This is a genomic window from Agrobacterium leguminum, from assembly GCF_015704895.1.
GTDB classification, from domain to species: domain Bacteria; phylum Pseudomonadota; class Alphaproteobacteria; order Rhizobiales; family Rhizobiaceae; genus Agrobacterium; species Agrobacterium leguminum.
The window spans coordinates 70,565-88,290 of sequence record NZ_JADQWB010000020.1 but is presented as its reverse complement, the minus strand read 5'-3'; the positions used below and the strand labels follow the sequence as shown (position 1 = coordinate 88,290).

The 17,726-nt window shown below is 60.9% G+C and carries 20 protein-coding genes; 11 read left to right on the top strand and 9 right to left on the bottom strand.

The features are described from left to right. Positions 1-185 precede the first annotated feature (185 nt). From I3J13_RS22275 to I3J13_RS22265, 3 genes are all read right to left on the bottom strand, one after another. Positions 186-506 carry a TraR/DksA family transcriptional regulator gene (locus I3J13_RS22275; protein ID WP_196380261.1) on the bottom strand — a complete coding sequence of 107 codons (321 nt, stop codon included), beginning with the start codon at positions 504-506 and terminating at the stop codon, positions 186-188. 120 nt (positions 507-626) lie between these two features. Then, a complete protein-coding gene (locus tag I3J13_RS22270; RefSeq protein ID WP_003522284.1) occupies positions 627-1,037 on the bottom strand; it encodes a universal stress protein in 411 nt (136 codons plus the stop codon). 47 nt (positions 1,038-1,084) lie between these two features. After that, positions 1,085-1,333 (bottom strand): hypothetical protein, encoded by a 249-nt coding sequence (locus I3J13_RS22265; RefSeq protein ID WP_059753907.1) that lies wholly within the window; start codon positions 1,331-1,333, stop codon positions 1,085-1,087. Between I3J13_RS22265 and I3J13_RS22260 the strand changes: the two genes are divergently transcribed. Both I3J13_RS22260 and I3J13_RS22255 read left to right on the top strand, forming a co-directional pair. Continuing rightward, a complete protein-coding gene (locus I3J13_RS22260; protein WP_196380260.1) occupies positions 1,316-2,176 on the top strand; it encodes a VOC family protein in 861 nt (286 codons plus the stop codon). The genes I3J13_RS22265 and I3J13_RS22260 overlap by 18 nt on opposite strands. 143 nt (positions 2,177-2,319) lie before the next feature. Next, positions 2,320-3,504: an AI-2E family transporter gene (locus I3J13_RS22255; RefSeq protein ID WP_020813172.1), complete on the top strand. Its 1,185-nt coding sequence runs from the start codon at positions 2,320-2,322 to the stop codon at positions 3,502-3,504. Positions 3,505-3,753: 249 nt separating this feature from the next. Here I3J13_RS22255 and I3J13_RS22250 read toward each other — a convergent pair whose 3' ends face one another. From I3J13_RS22250 to I3J13_RS22235, 4 genes are all read right to left on the bottom strand, one after another. Then, positions 3,754-4,845, bottom strand: coding sequence for a bifunctional transcriptional activator/DNA repair enzyme AdaA (locus tag I3J13_RS22250; protein ID WP_196380259.1), 1,092 nt, complete (start codon positions 4,843-4,845; stop codon positions 3,754-3,756). A 189-nt stretch (positions 4,846-5,034) separates the two neighbouring features. Further along, positions 5,035-5,760, bottom strand: a complete 726-nt coding sequence (locus I3J13_RS22245; protein WP_196380258.1) for a polysaccharide deacetylase family protein — start codon at positions 5,758-5,760, stop codon at positions 5,035-5,037. A gap of 61 nt (positions 5,761-5,821) precedes the next feature. Further along, positions 5,822-6,730, bottom strand: coding sequence for a dihydrodipicolinate synthase family protein (locus I3J13_RS22240; RefSeq protein WP_196380257.1), 909 nt, complete (start codon positions 6,728-6,730; stop codon positions 5,822-5,824). Between the two features lie 105 nt (positions 6,731-6,835). Then, positions 6,836-7,237, bottom strand: a complete 402-nt coding sequence (locus I3J13_RS22235) for a DUF930 domain-containing protein (RefSeq protein WP_142778887.1) — start codon at positions 7,235-7,237, stop codon at positions 6,836-6,838. Between the two features lie 224 nt (positions 7,238-7,461). Between I3J13_RS22235 and I3J13_RS22230 the strand changes: the two genes are divergently transcribed. From I3J13_RS22230 to I3J13_RS22210, 5 genes are all read left to right on the top strand, one after another. Further along, a complete protein-coding gene (locus I3J13_RS22230) occupies positions 7,462-9,561 on the top strand; it encodes a S9 family peptidase (RefSeq protein WP_196380256.1) in 2,100 nt (699 codons plus the stop codon). Positions 9,562-10,056: 495 nt separating this feature from the next. After that, entirely contained in the window at positions 10,057-11,067 is a 1,011-nt protein-coding gene (locus I3J13_RS22225; protein WP_196380255.1) for an ABC transporter substrate-binding protein, read from the top strand. 258 nt (positions 11,068-11,325) lie between these two features. Continuing rightward, positions 11,326-12,234 carry an ABC transporter permease gene (locus I3J13_RS22220; RefSeq protein WP_196380254.1) on the top strand — a complete coding sequence of 303 codons (909 nt, stop codon included), beginning with the start codon at positions 11,326-11,328 and terminating at the stop codon, positions 12,232-12,234. Next, positions 12,227-13,333, top strand: coding sequence for a quaternary amine ABC transporter ATP-binding protein (locus I3J13_RS22215; protein WP_196380253.1), 1,107 nt, complete (start codon positions 12,227-12,229; stop codon positions 13,331-13,333). Before I3J13_RS22220 ends, I3J13_RS22215 begins: the two co-directional genes overlap by 8 nt. 375 nt (positions 13,334-13,708) lie before the next feature. After that, a complete protein-coding gene (locus I3J13_RS22210) occupies positions 13,709-13,996 on the top strand; it encodes a hypothetical protein (protein WP_003522271.1) in 288 nt (95 codons plus the stop codon). 10 nt (positions 13,997-14,006) lie between these two features. Here I3J13_RS22210 and dmeF read toward each other — a convergent pair whose 3' ends face one another. Both dmeF and dmeR read right to left on the bottom strand, forming a co-directional pair. Next, entirely contained in the window at positions 14,007-15,014 is a 1,008-nt protein-coding gene (gene dmeF, locus I3J13_RS22205; RefSeq protein ID WP_196380252.1) for a CDF family Co(II)/Ni(II) efflux transporter DmeF, read from the bottom strand. Positions 15,015-15,034: 20 nt separating this feature from the next. Then, a complete protein-coding gene (gene dmeR, locus I3J13_RS22200; protein WP_003509296.1) occupies positions 15,035-15,307 on the bottom strand; it encodes a Ni(II)/Co(II)-sensing transcriptional repressor DmeR in 273 nt (90 codons plus the stop codon). 127 nt (positions 15,308-15,434) lie between these two features. Between dmeR and I3J13_RS22195 the strand changes: the two genes are divergently transcribed. From I3J13_RS22195 to I3J13_RS22180, 4 genes are all read left to right on the top strand, one after another. Further along, positions 15,435-15,797, top strand: a complete 363-nt coding sequence (locus I3J13_RS22195) for a hypothetical protein (RefSeq protein ID WP_196380251.1) — start codon at positions 15,435-15,437, stop codon at positions 15,795-15,797. A gap of 112 nt (positions 15,798-15,909) precedes the next feature. Continuing rightward, positions 15,910-16,323 (top strand): MerR family transcriptional regulator, encoded by a 414-nt coding sequence (locus tag I3J13_RS22190; RefSeq protein WP_003522268.1) that lies wholly within the window; start codon positions 15,910-15,912, stop codon positions 16,321-16,323. A 204-nt stretch (positions 16,324-16,527) separates the two neighbouring features. After that, positions 16,528-17,016 carry a GNAT family N-acetyltransferase gene (locus tag I3J13_RS22185; protein WP_003509304.1) on the top strand — a complete coding sequence of 163 codons (489 nt, stop codon included), beginning with the start codon at positions 16,528-16,530 and terminating at the stop codon, positions 17,014-17,016. A gap of 21 nt (positions 17,017-17,037) precedes the next feature. After that, positions 17,038-17,604, top strand: a complete 567-nt coding sequence (locus I3J13_RS22180; protein WP_196380250.1) for a type 1 glutamine amidotransferase family protein — start codon at positions 17,038-17,040, stop codon at positions 17,602-17,604. Positions 17,605-17,726 lie beyond the last annotated feature (122 nt).

Genomic DNA, 17,726 nt, shown 5'->3' with positions numbered 1-17,726 from the left:
TCACAAACTCTGTGCGTTGATCCATGACAGAAATCTCCCGCCAAGCCATCCCGACACTCCTCCGCCAAGCAGAAAAAGTGTCAGGGATGTCTCCGAACATCTGTCAACTATGTCTCCGGGCTGTACAACAAGCACAGGGATGAGGGTGGAAAAAGGCGAGCGCAACGCGTCACCACGAGATTATTTCACAACGCCGCAGCGCATTCCTGGCAAAACGGCGTATAGGGCACCGCCTTCAATCGATCCTCCGAAATCCGCTTGCCGCATTTGACGCAGGTGCCGAAGGTGCCGTTGGCGATACGGTCGAGGGCTGCGTCGATGGCGCGTAGCTCGTCCTGACCCACCTGCCCCAGCTCGTCCAGCACCTCGTCATTGCTGCGTTCGGTGGCGCGATCCTCGTCATCGGGATTGCGAGGCTCTTCGAAATCGGCTTCGATTTTGTGCAGGCGGCGATAAAGCTCGCGCTGGCGGTCACGCAGGATTTTCTCGTAACTTTCGACATTCATGTTTTTTCCTCCAGCCCATCTTCTTGTATCGCCGCATTCCCAGACGGAAAACCGGATTCCACTTTTCCTGGGAATGCTTGGGGGCGGAAAACCCGCCCGCAACCCTGAAACGTCAGGCTTTTATCGGTCCACCAGCACCGAGCATTTGGCGTGGCGCACCACGCGGTCGGCAGTGGCGCCGATGAAATAATTGCTGAAATCCGGCGTATGCGACGCGATGATGATGAGGTCGGCCTTGTGTTCCTCGGCGGCGGCGATGATTTCACGCGCGGGCGCGCCGCTTCTGATTTCCTGGCTGCCCTTGAAACCGGCCCGGGTCTTGATGTCCGAAAGCTTGGTCTTGGCGTCCTTGATGGCGTTTTCGATCAGGTCGACAGGCAGGTCGATCGCCATATAGCCCGGCAGTTCCTCGACAACATTGATGAGAACGATCTCGCCATCAGGATCCAGAAGCGCCTTGGCCTTTTCGAGAATCTTTTCCCCCTTGTCGGTGGCGCTGAGGTCTACCGGTACGATGATCTTCTTGTACATGGCTGTCTCCTTTGGCTTGATCCGCCGTTTAGCGTGTCGGGCTAGGCTTATATTTCCCCTTCGGCACGGCCTTCACCTTGATCGAAGTCAAAGCCGGAGCCGGGCCGGAACGGGGCATTGTCAACGAATAGTGGACGGTCAATCGCCAGACGACGATCTTTGCTGAACGACGAAACCAGCCCATATTCGCCTTCGACAAACGCCGCAAAGCGGCGTCGGCCGATGGTTTCGGCGACCGATCCGCCCCAGGGCGCTTCGGATTCAATATGGAGATCATGATGAGTGAAATCAAACAATTCGCCCTGACGCGGCCGGCCTATGTCGGCCAGGCGCATCTCGTCGTTCACGATCTGCCGCGCGTTTCGGATTTCTACCAGAAGATCATCGGTCTTTCCGTTCTCGAAAAGAACCCGAGCGGTGAAGTGCTGGGTGTGGGCGGCCAACCGCTGCTCACACTTTCCACCTCCGGCACGGCGGAACGCGCGCCGCGCAACGCCGCAGGCCTGTTCCACACCGCCTTCCTGATGCCGAGCCGGAACGATCTGGCCCATTGGCTGGCGCATGCCGCCCATAACAATGTCCAGCTTCAGGGCGCGTCCGACCATCTGGTCAGTGAGGCGATCTATCTTGCCGACCCGGAAGGCAACGGCATCGAAGTCTATCGCGACCGTTCGCCGGATGAATGGACCTACCAGCAGGACGGCACGGTGGAGATGGCCACCCTCGGCCTCAACCTTCAGGCGCTTTACGACAGCGCGCCGAAGACGGCCTTTACCGGGGCGGCGGAAGGAACAGCCATCGGCCATATCCATCTGCAGGTGGGCAATATTCCGCAGGCGGATGAATTTTATCAGGATGTGCTGGGGCTGAAGATCATGGCGCGTTATCCCGGCGCGAGCTTCTTCGGTTCCGGGGCCTATCACCACCACGTCGCCGCCAATATCTGGAACAGCCGGGGTGCTGCGGCCCGCAAGGACAATATGACCGGCCTTTCCGGCTATTCGCTGACCTTCAACGAGCCGGCCGCGCTTGAGACGGCGATTGCCGCACTCGACCGGCTGGAAATCGCCACCGAAAGGCGAAGTGACGGCATTGTCCTCAAAGATCCGTGGGGCATCGGGCTAAAGCTTTCCGCCTAAAGCATCGTCGCATTTGCGGCCGGGAAACCGGGCTCCATTTTTGCTCGACATGCTCCAACTGTAAAAAGGGGCGGCGGAAATTTGCGCCGCCCCGGAACCGCCACATTTTTCGAACGTTTGTCACCTGATTGGGGGACCGTTCGATGAATGAAAATGCCAGACCGGACAAGACCGGCAATTCGGTCGCAGCCGGCGCCACAGCCGGAACCGTTCCGATCACGAGGGCGGACCCGCTGGAGGCCCCGCCATCCACGTCGCGCCGCGACGATGCGCGCAGCCAGCAGCCGCTTGGCCGCGAAGCGCTGGATGTGGTCGTCGCCTGGTCGGTGATCGGCATCTTCCTCATCATGCTCATGGCGGTCATTCACGAATTGTCGCTCATCCTCATTCCGGTGGTGATGGCCATCGTGGTGGGCATGATCCTCGGCATCGCCGCCGAAAAGCTCGGTTCCTACGGCATTCCCGGCTTCGGCGTCGCGCTCATTCTATCGAGCCTCGTGGCGGCGGTGATGTTCTTCGTGGTCAATTCGCTGACCGAGCCGCTCTCGCTTCTCGCTTCGGAAGGGCCGGCGCTGGTGGAGCGCAGCATCGACCGTTTCCTGCCCTATCTGCAAAGCCTCAGATGGCTGAATATTTCGGCTGCGAGCTTCAGTCTGGGCTCGATGTCGATGGAATCTTTGATTTCGCGCAGCGGCGAAATCATTTCCGTGCTCGGCTCCAACGTCACCCCGGCCGTCATTCAGGGCCTGATCTTCCTCGCCGCGCTGCTGATGTTTCTCTATAGCCGGCTGCGGCTGCGCAAGGCGATCATCATGGCCTTTCCGGCCCGCCACCAGCGGCTTCGTACCATCCGCATCATCGGTTCGGTGGAAGAGGTGCTCGGCACCTATTTCGCCACGGCGGCGCTGATCTATGCCGGGCTTGGCGTGACGATGGTGGTCATCGCCTATTTCGGCGGACTGGCCATGCCGCTTCTGTGGGGGCTGTTCGCCTTCCTCTCCAGCTTCGTGCCGTTTCTCGGCATCACCGCCATGACGATTTCGCTGACGGTGGCGGGCATCATCACCCATGACAACATCATTCTGGCGCTTCTGCCGGCGGCAATCTTCTTCACCATTCACCTGTTGATGGAAAACCTCGCCTTTCCGGCGGTGGTAGGCCGCAACATGGAGATAAACCCCTTCCTCGTCTTCGTGATGATCATCTTCTGGACGTGGATGTGGGGGGCGGCCGGGGCCATGCTGGCGCTGCCGCTGTCGCTGATCGCCATGACGGTGACGCGGGAACTCTTCCCCTCACGCCGGGTGGTGCCCAAACTGCCGGATTAAGCACGGCTTCAACGGCAGGCGCGGGCGCGTGGGGCTTACCCCCCTCTGCCCTGCCGGGCATCTCCCCCTCAAGGGGGGAGATCGATCTGCGGCGAGGTTTCGCCCATCTCAACGTTGAGAATGAAATGGCGGTAGCGCCTCCTGCCGATCTCCCCCCTTGAGGGGGAGATGCCCGGCAGGGCAGAGGGGGGTAAACCCCACGCGCCGACCGTCAATCGACAACCTCCTGAAAACCAGCAGCCAGGCCGCTCAGGAAGCGAGCGGCATTCCCTGCGCCTCCCCCTGCGCGCTCGCCATGCGGCGCTCGTGCTCGATCAGCCATTTCTTGCGCCACAGCCCGCCGCCATAGCCGGTCAGGCTGCCATCCGCGCCCAGCACACGGTGGCACGGCACGACGATGGCGATCTGGTTCGCGCCATTGGCACGCGCGACCGCACGCACGGCGGATGACCTGTCCATGGCGGTTGCGAGCGAGGAATAGCTGACGATCTCCCCCGCCGGTATTTCCCGCAGGCTGCGCCAGACGTCGCGCTCGAAGGGTGTGCCATGGCCGGCAAGCCGGGTTTCAAAGGCGGCCGGATGCCCGGCGAAATAGGCCTTGAGTTCCGCTTCGATCTGGCCGGTCACAGCCGTCCGGCCGAGCACCATATCCGCGCCGGTGCGCGTCTTCAGCCGCTTCAACTCGGCCGGAAGCGCCGGCCGGTCGGCGAATTCGAGAAGATGCAAAGCGTGATCGTCTGCGACCGCCAGCATCGGGCCGATCGGCGTATCGATCCAGTCACCCTTCAAAAACCCCTTGCCCTTCATGGCGGCGGGCGAAGAGCCGAAGAACTGATTGATGGCAGAGCGGAAACCGCTGCCGGATTCGTAACCGGCATCGATCTGCGCGCCGATCACCGCTTCGCCGGAAGCGATGCTTTCCGCCGCACCGCCTACCCGCCGCAATCTGGCGATTTCCAGAAAGCTCATGCCGAAACGGCGCTTGAAGGTTCGGCGCACGGTGGACGGATCATGGCCCATCGCCACCACATCCTCCTCGCGCCAGCGCCGCGCCGGTTCATTTTCCAGCGCCGTCAGCAGCGACGTCACGGTCTCATCGGCGGAGCCATAGGCGAGCATCGGCTTGCAGCGCTTGCAGGGACGGAAACCGGCTTCCAGACATTCGGCGATGGTCTCGCGGAACCGGCAGTTTTCGATCTTCGGCTTTCGCGCCGTGCAGGTGAAGCGGCAGAAAATCTTCGTCGACGTCACACACACATAGGCCACGCCCTCATAGGCGGGGTCCTTGTTCACAAGGGCGGAGTAGAGCGTTTCGGTGTCGGGGCGTTTGAACAGCATCATGGGGAGGATGCTAGCGCAATTTTTTTGCCCGCGCCGCCGAAAAACGGGCGTTGATGTGGCTCATTCCTGTGCTTGTCACAGGAATCCAGTCGGCGTGCGTCTGCGCGGCGGGAAGAGTCTTTTCAGCCCAAGGACTTGGGCTGGCTGGATTCCTGTGACAAGCACAGGAATGAGGAAAGAGCTTCCCCTTCAATTCCCCGGCGGTGCGAAGGACGGGTCATCCAGCCGCGTGAAAATCACGCCGCGCGCCTTCAGCGCCAGAAGGCCCTTCACCACGCCCTCGCCCGCTTCATGGGTGGGCTGGTTGATGTGGGAGATGATGACATCGCCATCTCGGGCGGAAGCGATGTGTTTCGCCGTCGCGGCCGCACCCAGCAGCGAGCCTCCATCGCCATTGACGGAATAACCGGCCACCCGCATGCCGAGCCGGTTGATGGTGGTCATGGAAGACCTGGTATATTTGGCCGTCGCACCGCGGAACCATTGCGGCTGGAGGCCAGTGGCGGCGACAATGGCCTGACGGCCGCCCTCCACCTCCTGCTCGACCGCCGCTTCAGAGCCGGCCGCGGCGATGCCGTAGATGGAAACCGGCTTATCCACCGCCGGCACATGGTTTTCGCCATGGTTTTCGATTTCGAACAGGTCCGGATGCGCCATGAGCGTGGCCAGCGCCTCGCTATTGTGTTTCAGCCAGCGGGCGGTGACGAAGATCGTCGCCGGAATGCGCTCTTTCACCAACGTATCGAGAATGCGGTGGTCGGTCTTGCCCATGCAGGCGTCAAGCGTCATCGCCACCCGCACCTTGCCGTCATGCTGCGGCGACATTTTCAGCGTCGGTTCGACAAGGCCGGTCCCCGCTAAGGCGGCGGACGCGGCTGAAGCGAACAGGGCAGCAAGGAGGAAGCGACGTATCATTTTCATTTTCCGCAGTGAATGCAGTCTCATTCGGTGGCAATCCGCCCGCAAAGCGCCCGAATTAAGGCGCGGTTTCCAGCCCGGACAGGCCCTCCAGCGCCTCTTCCACCCGCTGGCGTTCGGCGCTGGTGAGTGGCAGGATCGGCCGGGGCGGTTCGCTGACCGTCAGCGACAGAAGGTTGGCGGCGGCATAAACCACGCGGATGCTGCCGAATTCCTTGAACAGCGCCCAGAGCGGCTGGAAGGCCGCATCGATCCTCTTCGCCTCTTCCGCATTGCCGGCCTGAGCCGCCCGCATCAGCCGCAGGGCCGGAATCGGCAGCAGACCGGCGACAACGCTGTACCAGGTGTCGCCGCCGGCAAGCGTGGCGTCGGCGCAGCCCCAGTCGCCGCTGTAACCGATGGCGAAATCTTGCCCCAGCTTCGGCCTCAGCCGCGCGAGCTCGCCGGCATAATCGGAATCGGCCGGCAGCGGCATCTTGATGGCGCGGATATTGGGGATATAGGCAAGCCGCACCAGAAGCTCGTCGCTGAAGGAAAATCGCGTCGTCGTCGGGTTGTTGTAGATGGCGAGCGGCAGGCCCGTTGCGCCGGCCACGGCGGCGAAATGGTGATAGGCCTCTTCCTGCGTCAGCGGCGTGTAGGAGACGGGAGCCAACAGCAATGCATCCGCACCGGCAGCTTCGGCGTCCTTTGCCAAGGCCACGGCGTCATCGGTGCGCAGGGCGCCGACGCCGGCCATGAGTGTGCGCCTGCCCTTGAGGACCGCCGCGGCAGCTTCGATGGCCCGACGTCTCTCCGCGCGCGACAAATACATATAGATGCCGGTGCTGCCGAGAATGCCGACGGAATCCACCTCGGCCGCATCAAGCCGCTCAATGAGGGCGGAAAAGGCCTGTGTGTCGACCTGCCCGGCCTCGTCGGCCGGCGTGATCGGAAAAGCCGAAAGTCCCTTGAATCGTGTCGCCATGCCCGTCTCCCTCGCTTCGATCGGCAAGCAGGGTTACAGAGCCGGTGGCGGAGCGGCAAGAAAAGCGGAGGCTAAACGCCTGCCCGCAACCGAAAAAATCCTTGGTTAGTCATAAAGATACAACTTCTTCCACTGCTCCTCGGGAATTTTATCGCCCACACGATAATCGAAGGACTGGATGCTGAGGCTGTCGCTCTTCAGCTGGCACTTGTATTTGAGCTTGTACCATTCGCCCGCGCTCCTGAAGACTGCGCCCGGCGCCTTGATAGAGTTCTTCCCCACTTCCGGATCACCGAAAGTATAGGCGATGACCTTGTCCGGCCGCATGCCCTTCTGCTCGGTCGCTATCCTTTCCATCGCCTCGATATCGCAGCGCTGTTCCAGCCGCTCTTCGGGGGCAAGCGCGTTCAACTGCCGCATGACGCTGGCATCGATCGCGAAAGCAGGCGTGAAGGTCTGCAAGCCAAGGAAAAAGGCAGAAAGGGCAGCGGGAAAAAGCTTTCGCATGGGATCCTGTCAGTTTTTTCGTTTGTTCTTGTGGTGGGCGGCAGGCCGGGCGGCCTGCATCCATCATCGCTGATTTGCCGGATATTGCCAAAATGTGATCGAAAGCTGACGAAATTGTGCCCAAGCCGCATTCCGCCTGTGGAGATTTGAAACTTGATCGGCCGCAAGGCCCGCTCTACATCTTGGTGCCGCCCAAGAATTCTTCATACGAAAGCGAGTTTCCCTTGCCGATTTTCAAGAACCTGCCCGCCGCCCCGACCGCCGAAAAACGGCCCGTTCAGGATACGCATCACGGCATTACCCGCACCGACGATTACGCATGGTTCCGGGCCGATAACTGGCAGGCCATGTTCAAGGACCCAACCCTGCTCGACCCGTCGATCCGCGCCCATCTGGAGGCGGAGAACGCCTATATGGAAGCGGCCATGGGTGACACCAAGGCGCTTCAGGAAAAGCTGTTCGAGGAAATGAAGGGCCGCATCAAGCAGGATGATTCCTCCGTACCGGTCAATGACGGGCCTTATGCCTATGGCACGCTGTTCGTGACCGGCGGCGAGCAGCCGCATTATTTCCGCACCCCGCGCGGCGGCGGCGAAAAACACGTGCTGCTGAACGGCGACAAAGAGGCCGAGGGCAAGGATTATTTCCGTCTTGCCGGCCTCGACCAGTCCTCCGATCACAGTCACGGCATCTGGGGTTATGACGACAAGGGTTCGGAATATTTCACCCTGCGCATCCGTAACCTCGAGACCGGCGAAGACCTTGCCGATGTCGTGGAAAACACCGGCGGTGGCGGCGCATGGGCGCCCGATGGCAAGAGCTTCTTTTATACGCTGCAGGACGAGAACCACCGCCCCTCCAAGGTCTTCCATCATATCATCGGCGAGCCGCAATCGGCCGACCGGCTGGTCTATGAGGAAAAGGACCCCGGCTTCTTCATGGGCGTCGGCGCGTCGGTGCTCGACGATTTCATCTTCATCGACATTCACGACCATGAGACCAGCGAATATCGCATTCTCTCCACCAAAAACCTGACCGCCGAGCCTGCTATCGTGGCGGAGCGCGAAGAGGGCATCGAATATTCGATGTGCGAAGGCGGCGATGTCTTCTTCATCCTCACCAATGACGGCGACGCCAAGGATTTCCGCATCGTGGAAGCACCGGTCACCGCACCCGGCAAGGAGAACTGGAAGGAGGTGGTTCCGCATGAGCCGGGCCGCCTTATTCTCTCCGTCGATGCCTATGCCCGCCACCTGATCTGGCTGGAACGCCGCGACGGCCTGCCGCGCATCGTCATACGCGACCGCCGCACCGGCGAGGAACATTCCATCGCCTTTGCCGAAGAGGCCTATTCTCTCGGCCTGCATGGCGCGGCGGAATATGACACCGACGTCATCCGCTTTTCCTATTCCTCGATGACGACGCCGAGCCAGCTGTTCGATTACGACATGGTGACGCGCGAGCGCACGCTGCTGAAGACGCAGGAAGTGCCCTCCGGCCATAATCCGGACGATTACATCACCCGCCGCATCATGGCCCCTGCCCATGATGGTGAGCTGGTGCCGGTCTCGCTGCTCTATCGCAAGGATGTGGCGCTTGACGGTTCCGCCCCCTGCCTGCTTTATGGTTATGGCGCTTACGGTATCACCATTCCCGCCTCCTTCTCCACCACCACGCTGTCGCTCGCCGACCGTGGTTTCATCTATGCCATCGCCCATATTCGCGGCGGCAAGGACAAGGGTTTCGAATGGTACGAAACCGGCAAGATGGAAGCCAAGCAGAACACCTTCAAGGACTTCATCGCCGCTGCCGATCATCTGGTTCAGGAAGGTTTCACCTCCTATGGGGGCATCATCGCCGAAGGCGGCTCGGCCGGCGGCATGCTGATGGGAGCCGTTGCCAATATGGCGCCGGAGAAATTCGCCGGCATCATCGCCGCCGTTCCCTTCGTGGATGTGCTGACCACCATGCTCGATGACACCCTGCCGCTCACCCCGCCGGAATGGCCGGAATGGGGCAATCCGCTGGAATCGGCAGAGGAATATGGCTGGATCGCCGCCTACAGCCCCTATGACAATGTGGGTGCGAAGCCTTACCCGCCGATTCTCGCGCTTTCCGGCCTCACCGATCCGCGCGTGACCTATTGGGAGCCGACCAAATGGGTGGCGAAGCTGCGTGAGAAGACCACGGGAGAAGCGCCCATCCTGCTGAAAACCAACATGGCGGCCGGCCATGGCGGGAAGTCGGGCCGTTTCCAGCGGCTGGAAGAAATCGCCTTCGAATATGCGTTTGCGCTGAAGGTGGCCGGCAAGGACGCGGCGTGACCCGCTGATGGCGGAACGGGCGGCGGATAACGTCGCCCGCTTCGAAAACAGTATAAAAATACCCTTCTAAAACCCGTTTCTGAATATTTTTTCCACAAAATCGCGCCGGTATTTTTTCTTTAAATACCACTTAACGACATAACGGATTTTTATTTCAAAGTACTGAAATTCAAAATATACCTCAGTAAATTACAAATATATTTTCAGTATTACGCCAGACCGGAAAATGTTCCGGGAATCGAACGCATGGCTGCGATGCGCCATTTCGCGTTGCAATATCACTTTTTGGCCGTATTATGCCGGTCGTTGACATATTCATGCGCCTTTTCTCCGCGTCTCCCGCGGCAATGCCGCAGCGTGTTCTGCGGATATTCTTCTTGCCGTCATTTTTCGGCTTTTCCACGCGCCATGTCAGTTCGCCCTTGGCAATCCGGGCTTTGCAGTGCTCCCGCTTTGCCAATTGAAAACACTGCATCAGACTTGGGGGTCTTACACATGAAGAAACTCCTCGCCTCGACCATTCTCGTAACGGGCTTTATCATCGCTGCCGGTGCAGCAAATTCCGCCAATGCCGCCGAAGAGTGCGGCAGCATCTCCATCGCCGAAATGAACTGGGCATCCGCCGGTGTCGCGGCTTACGTCGACAAGTTCATCATGGAAAACGGCTATGACTGCACGGTCAATGTCGTCAGCGGCGATACCATGCCGACCTTCGCCTCCATGAACGAAAAGGGCCAGCCGGACATGGCGCCCGAATTGTGGGTGAACGCCGTGCGCGAGCCGCTCGACGCCGCCGTCAAGGAAGGCCGCATGATCGAGGCTTCCAAGATTTTGAGCGAAGGCGGTATCGAAGGCTGGTGGATCCCGAAATTCATCGCCGACGCCCACCCCGACATCAAGACCGTCGAGGATGCGCTGAAACATCCCGAACTTTTCCCCGCCCCGGAAGACGCCAGCAAGGGCGCCGTGCATAATTGCCCGTCCGGCTGGAACTGCCAGGTGACCACCGCCAATCTCTACAAGGCGCGCGAGGGCGACAAAAAGGGTTTTACCCTGGTCGACACCGGCTCGGCCGCCGGCCTAGACGGCTCCATCGCCAATGCGTTTGAAAAGAAGCAGGGCTGGCTCGGCTATTACTGGTCGCCCACCGCCATTCTCGGCAAATACGAGATGGTGAAGCTGGACGACGGCGTCGAACTCGACCGCGCCCATTTCGACGAGTGCACGGCGAAGGTCGATTGCGCAGCGCCGAAGGTCAATGCCTATCCGGTGGCCGATGTCTATACCGTCATCACCAAGGACTTCGAAAGCAAGGCCGGCGTGACGCTGGACTACATCAAGGCCCGCAACTGGGACAACAAGACGGTCGCCGAAATCCTCGCCTGGATGGATGAGAACCAGGGCACCAACGAGGATGGCGCGGAATATTTCCTCGAGAACCATGAGGACATCTGGACGAAGTGGGTTCCGGCCGAGGTGGCGGAGAAGATCAAGGCTTCGATGTGATGAGCTGATGAGAGTGGGAAGCTTCGGTTGGCATCCGTGGCTTACCCCCCTCTGCCCTGCCGGGCATCTCCCCCACAAGGAGGGAGATCGGCTGGGCGCACCCTTCTCACAAATCCGCAACCTGTTTGATGGGCGAGACCTTGCCGCAGGTCGATCTCCCCCCTTGTGGGGGAGATGTCCGGCAGGACAGAGGGGGGTGCCACGCGCGCTCCAGCCTCAACCGCTCACCACCCAAAACCCAAAGGGAAAACAACAATAATGGCCCTCTGCACTTACCTACCGGACATGCTCTGCAAGTTCCCGGCCATCGACAATTCTACGATGCGTGTGGCACGCAAGACCATCGATGACGGTTTTCGCGATATCGTGCGCAACTACGGCGATGCGATCGACGTGATCGTGCATCCGTTGCAGCTCTTCCTCAATTCCTCGGAGCGGCTGTTCATCCAGACACCGTGGATCGTCACGCTCCTCATCATTCTCGCCATCGTGCATCTGGCCGGTCGCAGCTTCAGGATTACCGGCGGCACGGCGCTCGCCCTGCTGATGATCGGCGCCGTCGGCCTCTGGCGCGACGCCATGACGACACTGTCCATCGTCGCCATCGCCACCCTGATCGCCATCGTCATCGGCCTGCCGCTCGGCATCCTGATGGGTCGTTCGGAACGCCTGCAACGCCTCATCAATCCCGTGCTCGACGTGATGCAGACACTGCCCAGCTTCGTTTATCTCATCCCCGTGGTGGTGATTTTCGGCATCGGCAAGGTTCCGGGCCTGATCGCAGTGGTGATCTATGCCATCCCGCCCGTCATCCGGCTGACCAGCCTCGGCATCCGCCTGGTGGACCGCGAAGTGCTGGAAGCGGCAGACGCCTTCGGTTCGTCTAATGGCCAGAAGCTGTTCAACGTGCAGCTGCCGCTGGCGCTGCCCACCATCATGACCGGCATCAACCAGACCATCATGATGGCGCTCGCCATGGTCGTCGTCGCCTCCATGGTCGGTGTCGGCGGGCTCGGCAAGAACGTGCTGCAGGCCATCAACAACCAGTTCTTCACGGTGGGCTTCCTGAACGGTTTCGCTCTGGTCGTCATCGCCATCATGTTCGACCGGGCGAGCCAGGCTTTCGGCAAGCGCCTGCAGAAATACCGCGAGGTCTCCCATGGCTAAAAGCATCGAAATCCGCCACCTTTACAAGATCTTCGGCAAGCATCCCGAGAAGTACCTCGAAGCGGTGCGATCCGGCATGGACAAGGCCGAACTGAACGACAAACACAACCACGTTCTCGGTCTCAACAACATCAACATCACCATGCCGGGCGGCAAGATCACCGTCGTCATGGGGCTTTCCGGCTCCGGCAAGTCGACGCTGATCCGCCATATCAACCGGCTGATCGACCCGACCGCCGGCGAGGTTCTTTACGACGGCGAGGACATTTGCGGCATGAGCGCTTCGGCGCTCAGGCAATTCCGCCGCCACAAGACGGCGATGGTGTTCCAGAAATTCGGCCTTCTGCCGCACCGCACCGTGCTGGAAAACAGCGTCTACGGCCTCGACATTCAGGGCGTGCCGCGCAGCAAAAGCGAGGAAAAGGGCCGCTACTGGCTGGAGCGTGTCGGCCTTGCCGGTTACGAGGATTATTATCCGAACCAGCTTTCCGGCGGCATGCAGCAGCGTGTCGGCCTTGCCCGGGCGCTTGCCAATGACGCCGATATTCTGCTGATGGACGAAGCCTATTCGGCGCTCGATCCGCTGATCCGCGTCGATATGCAGACCATGCTGCTCGATCTGCAGCAGGAGCTGAAGAAAACCGTGGTGTTCATCACCCACGATCTGGACGAGGCGCTCAGGCTCGGCGACCACATCGCCATTCTCAAAGACGGCGAAGTGGTGCAGCAGGGCGACGGCCAGAGCATCATCCTCTCCCCGGCGGATGGTTACGTCACCGAGTTCGTGCGCGACGTCAATCGCGGCCGCGTGCTGCAGGCGACCACGGTGATGGAGCCGCTGGAAAGCCGCCCCGAGGGCATGCCCGTGCCGGAAAACGCGACGCTGGAAACAATCGCCCGCGACATGTCGGAAGCCAACGAGACGACCGCTCATGTGGTGGACGAGGACGGCAAGCCGGTCGGCAGCATCGGGCTGGACACGCTGGTGGCTGCGATGGTGACGCCCGCGCCGCAGGAGGTTGAGGCGGAGGCGGAAGCGGCGGAGGAGCCGGAGAAGCTCCAGGAAACGGTTATGCCTGTGGAGAAAGAAACGGCGTAATCCGGCACCGGACGGATTGGCCGCGTCCGCGAGATTTCCTCTTTCCGTCATACCGGCCTTGAGCCGGTATCCAGCCAGCCCAAGTCCTTGGGCTGAAAGGACTCTCTCGCCGCGCAGACGCGCGTCGGCTGGATTCCGGCTCAAGGCCGGAATGACGGGAGTGAGGTGTTCACGGCGCCAGAAATTTAAACCGGACTGCAATGCCGCGAGGGACAAAGCTGGCAATCGCCTCCTGCCCCGCCCCATCCATGCAAAAACGAAGCACTACTTCGCCGGCTGTCAACCCTCGGCAGTCGCTGCAGCGCAGCAAGCGCAAGTTTCGGACAAGTCGCCGCCGTTAACCATTCGTTAACTTTTGAACGCGGAATCACCGACATGCAGATCGAAAGCAATATTGGCGGATATAACTATCAGGGTCGCATCCGCGACATTGAAAAAGCTGGCAGCGCTCAAAGCGCGCCGGAGGAGCAGGCGGTAAAACGCGGCCCCGGCAATCCCACCGTTTCCAGCACCATTCTTTCCCAGTCGCTGGCCAATGTTCTGTGGGCCGTCGGCAATGGCAGCGCGCCCGCTTATCAGGATACGGCTGCGGCTTCCCCCGAGGACAAGGCGGAAGCCGAGGTGGAATGGGTGCGCAGCGCCTATTCGGAATATACCGAATAGGCGATTCCAATCAGGCCCTTGCCGGGCTCACTTCCACCGTCACATGCGAGAGTTCATGTATGGCGGCAAGTTTCTGCTTGTAGAAAGCCGGCGCTTTCGGCGCCTGCGAATGGATCGCCACGATGGCGGCGTGATGCCCCGGCCCTACCTGCCAGACATGCAGGTCGGTGATGCGATCCTCTTCCGTCTCCACGCTTTCACGGATTTCCTGCGGCAAATCCTCCGCCGGCGGCAGCGCATCGAGCAGTGTCGTCGCCGTGGAGCGGATCAGGCCCCATGACCAGCGGGCGATGACCAGACCGCCAACGATACCCATCAACGGATCGAGGAACGACCAGCCGTTCCACTTGCCGAGCAGCAGCGCGACGATGGCGAGAACCGAAGTCAGCGCATCCGCCAGCACATGCAGATAGGCCGCACGCAGATTATTGTCCCGGCCGCCCTTTGCGCCGTGGTCCGCATGGTGACCGGCATGGGAGCCGTGGTCGTGATGGGCGTGGCTGCCATGCCCATGATGGGCATGCGAGCCGTGGCCGTGACCATGATCGTGGTGGTGGTCATCCTTCAAAAGCACGGCGCTGAGAAGATTGACGGCAAGGCCGATGATGGCGACGAGGATCGCCTGGTTGAAATCGATTTCGACGGGATTGATGAGGCGCATCGCGCTTTCGACGGCAATCAGCAGCGCCACCACCGCCAGTACGATGGCGCTGGCAAAACCCGCCAGATCGCCGAACTTGCCGGTGCCGAAAGTGAAGCGCGGATTACGCGCCTCGCGGCGGGCATAAAGATAGGCGAGCGCTGAAATCAGCATCGCACCCGCATGGGTGGACATGTGCCAGCCATCCGCCGTCAGCGCCATGGAGCCATACCAGTGGCCGGCAACGATTTCCGCCATCATCATGGCCGCGGTCAGCGCAATGACCATCCAGACGCGCCTTTCATTGCGCTCATGGTTCTGGCCAAGGAAAACATGGTCGTGACCGGCTGCTGCACGGTGTTCGGATGTCGTCGTCATGTCGCTAATCCTGTTCGATTTTACCGGATATAGGTCTTCAGCACCTGGGCCAGCTCTTCGGCCGCCCGCGCCCGCTCGTCTTCGTTTTCGGCATGCACCACATGCTCGTGCAGATGCTCCTGCATCACCTCCCCGGTCAGGCCGGAAAGCGCGCCGCGCACCGAAGCGAGCAATTGCAGCACCTCGCCGCAGGGCTTGGCATCATCCAGTGCGCGCTCCACCGCCTCCATCTGCCCTTTCAGGCGGCGGATGCGGGCCAGAAGCTTCTCCTTGTTGCGGATCGTATGGGACATGGGCACCTCATATACTATAGGGGGGTATACTATATGAGCGGGTTTTTCCGTTCAAGCCCCGTGCGACGCAATCCTCGCGAATGTTTCGGCCGTTAAAAATACCCCATGAAACTTAGGGGACTCAGTCATGACGACTATTGCAGCAACCATCAGCAGCTATCATCCCACTCCGATCCGGAGCCTTGAGCCGGCAAAGGGCAAGGAAACCCACTCCACCACCGAAGCCCTGCTGGAGCTGACGCGCGCCGCGCATCGCACCATTTCGAGCGTCGAAAGCATCGCCACGGCCGTCGCGCCTGCCGCCGCCAGCGTTTCCACCGGCCTTGCCGCAGCGCTCTGGAACCTCGACAGCGGCGCTTCCACGACGACCGCGCCCGCTCTGGACATGGGCGACATGGCCGCGTCGGCACAGCCGGAAACCGCATCCAGCATCGAGAACGATGTCCTCAAGGCGCTCGCCCAGGCGCTCGGTGTGGATGAAGCCGCCTGAGACCCATTGAACGGCAGGCTGAAAAGCCATATCTCTAGAGACTAGAGCATCGCACCCGGAACGGTGGAACGACCCGTTCCGCCGTCGCTGCGCCCTAGATATGGAGAACAAGATGCTGTCCATCGGTGAACTGTCCAAACGCACCGGCGTCAAGGTGCCGACTATCCGTTATTACGAGCAGATGGGCCTCATCCGCGAGGCCGACCGTTCGGACGGCAACCAGCGCCGTTACGAAAAGACCGACCTTGAAAGGCTGGCCTTCATCCGCCATGCGCGCGATCTCGGGCTGAACATCGACGCCATCCGCGAACTGATCGCGCTTAGCCAGCACCGGCAGATGCCCTGCGAGGGTGCGGACCGCATCGCCGCCGAACACCTCGCCCATGTGCGCGAGAAGATCGCCAGCCTGAAGAAGCTGGAACACGAGCTGGAGCGCATCGTCTCCCATTGCCACGGCCATTCCATAGAGGATTGCTACGTCATCCGCGCGCTTTCCAATCACGGCATGTGTGAGGGTGAACATTGATCGGAAAACCGGGCTTGACAGATTGCGGATTCGGGCGCATTGCATGTCCCATGATCAACGAACGCGCACCCATCTCCTGCTCGTACTTTTGGGCCTACCTCTAAGGGCGGCTCGACAGATCATATTGTCAACAAGCCGCCGTCAGGCGGCTTTGTTGTTTCTCAAGCGTCCTGACGGCACCGATAAGACCAAAGGACCGAAAAAATGACCGAAGATAGCTCCCTTACACTGGAAAGACCGCCCGTCGTCATCATTCGTGGCGCACGCAAGACGGATTTGCCCGAGCTCAACGAGATGATCACGCTGCTTGCCTCCTACCACGGCGATGCGGCGGCGATCACGCCGGCGAAACTGGAACGCGACCTGTTCGGCCCGCTGCCCTGGGTGCATGGCCTCGTGGCCGAAGCCGATGGCGCGCTGATCGGTTACGCCCTGCTTCTGCCGCTTTACAGGGCGCAGGAAGGCCGGCGCGGGCTTGAGCTGCATCATCTCTTCGTGCGTGACGGGCATCGCGGCCATGGCACCGGCCAGCATCTGGTTTCCCGCGCCCGCGATATCGCCAAGCGCCTCGGCTGCGACTATCTTTCCGTCAGCGCCACGACCGGCAATGTCGCGGCGCATCGTTTCTACGAAAACATGGATTTCGCGCCCCGTCCGGTCACCGGCATGCGCTACATGCAGTCCATCGCCTGATAAAAAACCACGGAGACGGCCATGACACGGATCGCCATTGCGCTGGCGCAGGATTTTGCGGACTGGGAACCGGCGCTGCTTGCTGCCGCAGCGCATAGTTATCTGGGCGTCGATATCGTCTACGCCACCCCCGATGGCAGGCCGGTGACGTCCATGGGCGGGCTGAATGTGACGCCTGACACATCCTATGACGCGCTTGATCCTGTTGGCATCGATGCGCTTGTCATTCCCGGCGGCTTAAGCTGGGAAAAGGGAACGGCTGTCGATCTTGGCGGGCTGGTGCACCGGTTTCGCGACAGGGACCGGCTGGTGGCCGGCATCTGCGCGGCGGCGAGCGCGCTCGGCGGCACGGGCGTTCTGAACGATGTCGCCCATACCGGCAATTCGCTGGCGTTCCACAAGGCTTATGCCGTCTATAGCGGCGAGGCGCTTTATCGCGACCAGCCGAAAGCGGTTAGCGATCGCGGCATCATCACGGCCGCCGGCAGCGCGCCGGTCAGTTTCGCTGTGGAAATCCTGAAACACCTCGGCCTCTTTGGTCCGGAAGCCGAGGCGGAACTTCAGGTTTTTGCGGCGGAGCATCGGTGAGGCGGACGCTGATATTATGGGTCACGTAAGCCCGCCCGCCCTCATTCCTGTGCTTGTCACAGGAATCTAGCCAGCCCAAGTCCTTGGGCTGAAACGACTCTATTCGTCGCGCAGACGCGCGG

Bases quoted from the DNA above. Each gene is read 5' to 3' on its own strand.
- I3J13_RS22275 (WP_196380261.1), bottom strand. From the start codon at position 506: ATGAATGTCGAAAGTTACGAGAAAATCCTGCGTGACCGCCAGCGCGAG.
- I3J13_RS22270 (WP_003522284.1), bottom strand. From the start codon at position 1,037: ATGTACAAGAAGATCATCGTACCGGTAGACCTCAGCGCCACCGACAAG.
- I3J13_RS22260 (WP_196380260.1), top strand. From the start codon at position 1,316: ATGAGTGAAATCAAACAATTCGCCCTGACGCGGCCGGCCTATGTCGGC.
- I3J13_RS22255 (WP_020813172.1), top strand. From the start codon at position 2,320: ATGAATGAAAATGCCAGACCGGACAAGACCGGCAATTCGGTCGCAGCC.
- I3J13_RS22250 (WP_196380259.1), bottom strand. From the start codon at position 4,845: ATGATGCTGTTCAAACGCCCCGACACCGAAACGCTCTACTCCGCCCTT.
- I3J13_RS22245 (WP_196380258.1), bottom strand. From the start codon at position 5,760: ATGATACGTCGCTTCCTCCTTGCTGCCCTGTTCGCTTCAGCCGCGTCC.
- I3J13_RS22240 (WP_196380257.1), bottom strand. From the start codon at position 6,730: ATGGCGACACGATTCAAGGGACTTTCGGCTTTTCCGATCACGCCGGCC.
- I3J13_RS22235 (WP_142778887.1), bottom strand. From the start codon at position 7,237: ATGCGAAAGCTTTTTCCCGCTGCCCTTTCTGCCTTTTTCCTTGGCTTG.
- I3J13_RS22225 (WP_196380255.1), top strand. From the start codon at position 10,057: ATGAAGAAACTCCTCGCCTCGACCATTCTCGTAACGGGCTTTATCATC.
- I3J13_RS22220 (WP_196380254.1), top strand. From the start codon at position 11,326: ATGGCCCTCTGCACTTACCTACCGGACATGCTCTGCAAGTTCCCGGCC.
- I3J13_RS22215 (WP_196380253.1), top strand. From the start codon at position 12,227: ATGGCTAAAAGCATCGAAATCCGCCACCTTTACAAGATCTTCGGCAAG.
- I3J13_RS22210 (WP_003522271.1), top strand. From the start codon at position 13,709: ATGCAGATCGAAAGCAATATTGGCGGATATAACTATCAGGGTCGCATC.
- dmeF (WP_196380252.1), bottom strand. From the start codon at position 15,014: ATGACGACGACATCCGAACACCGTGCAGCAGCCGGTCACGACCATGTT.
- dmeR (WP_003509296.1), bottom strand. From the start codon at position 15,307: ATGTCCCATACGATCCGCAACAAGGAGAAGCTTCTGGCCCGCATCCGC.
- I3J13_RS22195 (WP_196380251.1), top strand. From the start codon at position 15,435: ATGACGACTATTGCAGCAACCATCAGCAGCTATCATCCCACTCCGATC.
- I3J13_RS22190 (WP_003522268.1), top strand. From the start codon at position 15,910: ATGCTGTCCATCGGTGAACTGTCCAAACGCACCGGCGTCAAGGTGCCG.
- I3J13_RS22185 (WP_003509304.1), top strand. From the start codon at position 16,528: ATGACCGAAGATAGCTCCCTTACACTGGAAAGACCGCCCGTCGTCATC.
- I3J13_RS22180 (WP_196380250.1), top strand. From the start codon at position 17,038: ATGACACGGATCGCCATTGCGCTGGCGCAGGATTTTGCGGACTGGGAA.